Source organism: Streptomyces sp. NPDC026301 (assembly GCF_055567935.1).
The window spans coordinates 27,629-30,244 of record NZ_JBVHPN010000034.1 but is presented as its reverse complement, the minus strand read 5'-3'; the positions used below and the strand labels follow the sequence as shown (position 1 = coordinate 30,244).

The window sequence follows — 2,616 nt, the reverse complement described above, 5'->3', positions numbered from 1 at the left end:
GGGGGGGGTGGGGGGAGAAACAGAGAAGTCTGTGTGGGTGTGGGGGGGGGGGGGGGGGGGGGGGGGGGGGGGGGGGGGGTTTTTTTTTTCTCTTTCCCCCCCCCCCCCCCCCACCACCCCCACAGCTCCGCTTCTTCGCCTGTCAGGTACAGCTCACCGCACCCCCCCGTCCGCGAGACTCCGTCTGGGAGGAAGAACCCGTGACCGCCAAACCCGCCGACCGGCTGCTGCTCGGCGCGCTGCGCCACAGCGCCCCCCGGGCCTCGGCAGTCCTGCTGCTCACCACCGGTGGCGCCGCGGTCGGTCTCGCCCTCCCGGCCACCCTCGGCCACACGCTCGACCTGCTGCTCGACGGCCGCCCCGCGCAGCCGTGGCTGCTCGCCTGCGCCGGGCTCACCGCCCTGCTCATCCTCATCGGCGCGCTGGACGGGCTGCTCACCGGCACGACGGACGCCCGCGCCACCGCCTGGCTGCGGCGCCGGGCGCTGCGCGGCGTACTGGCAGCGGGGCCCGCGGCGACCGACCGCCACGAGCCCGGTGACCTGGTGTCGCGCATCGTCGGCAACGCCGGCACGGCCGGCACCGCGCCCACCGCGCTGGCCGCCACCGCCGCGACGGCGCTCACGCCGGTCGGCGCGCTGGTGGCGCTGGCCCTGCTCGACCCGTGGACCGCGGCCGCCTTCGTCGTCGGACTGCCGCTGCTGGCGCTGCTGATGCGCGCCTTCGTCCGCGAGACGGGGGACTGCGTGGCGCAGTACCAGCGGATACAGGGCGACATCGCGGGGCGCCTGCTCGAAGCGATCGGCGGCGCCCGCACCATCGCCGCCGCCGGCAGCCACGAGCGCGAGGCCGCCCGCATCCTCACGCCGCTGCCCGCGCTCTCCCGCCAGGGCCACCGCATGTGGCGGGTGCAGGGCCGGTCCACGGCCCAGGCCGCCGCGCTGGTCCCGCTGCTGCAGATCGCGGTGCTCGCCGTCGGCGGGCTGCGGCTGCTCAGTGGCGCCCTCAGCGTCGGCGACCTGCTCGCCGCCTCCCGGTACGCCGTGCTCGCGGCCGGCGTCGGCATGCTCGTCGGCCACCTCAACGGCCTGGTGCACAGCCGCGCCGCGGCCCGCAGGCTCACCGAGCTCCAGGACCTGCCCGCCATCGAGTACGGCGACCGGGAGGCGGCGGGCGAGGCCGTACCGGAGAAGGCGGGCGCGGGTACGGAAACAGGCGCGCGTACGGAAACGGGCGCCGGGACGTGCGCGGGGGCGCTCGAACTGCGCGGCATCACCGTACGGAAGGCCGGGCACACCGTCCTGGACGGGCTCGACCTGACGGTGCCGGCAGGCTGCACGATGGCCGTCGTCGGCCGCTCCGGCACCGGCAAGTCCGTGCTCGCCGCGGTCGCCGGGCGGCTGACCGAACCGGACGCGGGCGAGGTACTGCTGGACGGCGAGCCGCTGCGCCGCCTCAGCCACTACGCGCTGCGCCGCTCGATCGGCTACGCCTTCGAACGGCCCGCGCTGCTGGGCGACACGGTCCACGACACCGTGGCGTACGGGGTGTACGAGCCGGGTCCGGGCGACGTGGAGGCGGCGGCCCACGCGGCGGGCGCGGCCTCCTTCATCCGGCGGCTGCCCGAGGGGTACGCCACGCCCTGCGCCGATGTGCCGCTGTCCGGCGGGGAGGTGCAACGCCTGGGCCTGGCCCGTGCGTTCGCGCACGCCGAGCGGCTGCTGATCCTGGACGACGCGACGTCGAGCCTCGACACGGTCACCGAACTCCGCGTCGGCCGCGCGCTGCTGCGCGACGTACGCGCCGGGACCCGTCTGATCATCGCGCACCGCGCCGCCACCGCGGCCCGCGCCGACCTGGTCGCCTGGCTCCACGCGGGCCGCATCCGGGCTCTGGCCTCGCACGAGGCGCTCTGGAAGGACCGGCGTTACCGGGCCCTCTTCGGCCCGGACGACGAGGCGGCGCCGGAGCTGGAGGACCGGGGGGAGGACCGGCCGCGGCCCCGGCGGGTGGAGGACGTTCCGACGGCCCGGCTGAAGGTTCGCCGGCCCGCGGGGGAACTGCCGGCGGGGAAGCCGGCGGGGGAGCCGGTCGTGGCGGGGGAACCGCCGGCCGGGGCGGGCGCCGCGCGGCCGCGGCGGGCGATCGGCCACGGGCCGCGCCAGGAGGGGACCCGCCAGGAGGGGACGCGGCCGGAGCGGGCGCGGGCCGAGGGGGAGCGCCCCGCGGCGGGACGGCCGGAGGGGCTGACGCCCGTGGCGGCGCCGCGGCTGCCGTCGCCGTCCGGCGCCGGGAACGTCCCCGGCTGGGCCCACGGCCAGGGCGCGGGGCAGCCCGCGGGCCCCGGGCAGGACGGGTTCGCGCCGGGCGAGCGCGGCGGCGTGCCGGAGGGGATTCCGGTGCCGCAGGGGATGCCCGTCACGCGGCGCCGCAGGCGCGCGCTGGCCGACCTGCTCGTACAGGGTGAGGAGCTGCCGGCCCGTACGGAGGGCGGGCCGGCGGCCGGGGCCCCCTCCGAGGAGACCGCCGGGGCCCGGCGGGGTGCCGAGTGAGGCCGGAGGGGACGCGGGGCGCTCAGAGGGAGCGGCCCGCGGCCGCAAGGGAACAGACGAAGGT

1 protein-coding gene is annotated in these 2,616 nt (G+C 78.3%); it reads left to right on the top strand.

Annotated elements, in window-relative coordinates; translation table 11 throughout:
* The first annotated feature begins 200 nt into the window (after window positions 1-200).
* A complete protein-coding gene (locus tag ACZ4MH_RS33375) occupies window positions 201-2,552 on the top strand; it encodes an ABC transporter ATP-binding protein (protein ID WP_467754843.1) in 2,352 nt (783 codons plus the stop codon).
* The last annotated feature ends 64 nt before the right edge of the window (window positions 2,553-2,616 follow it).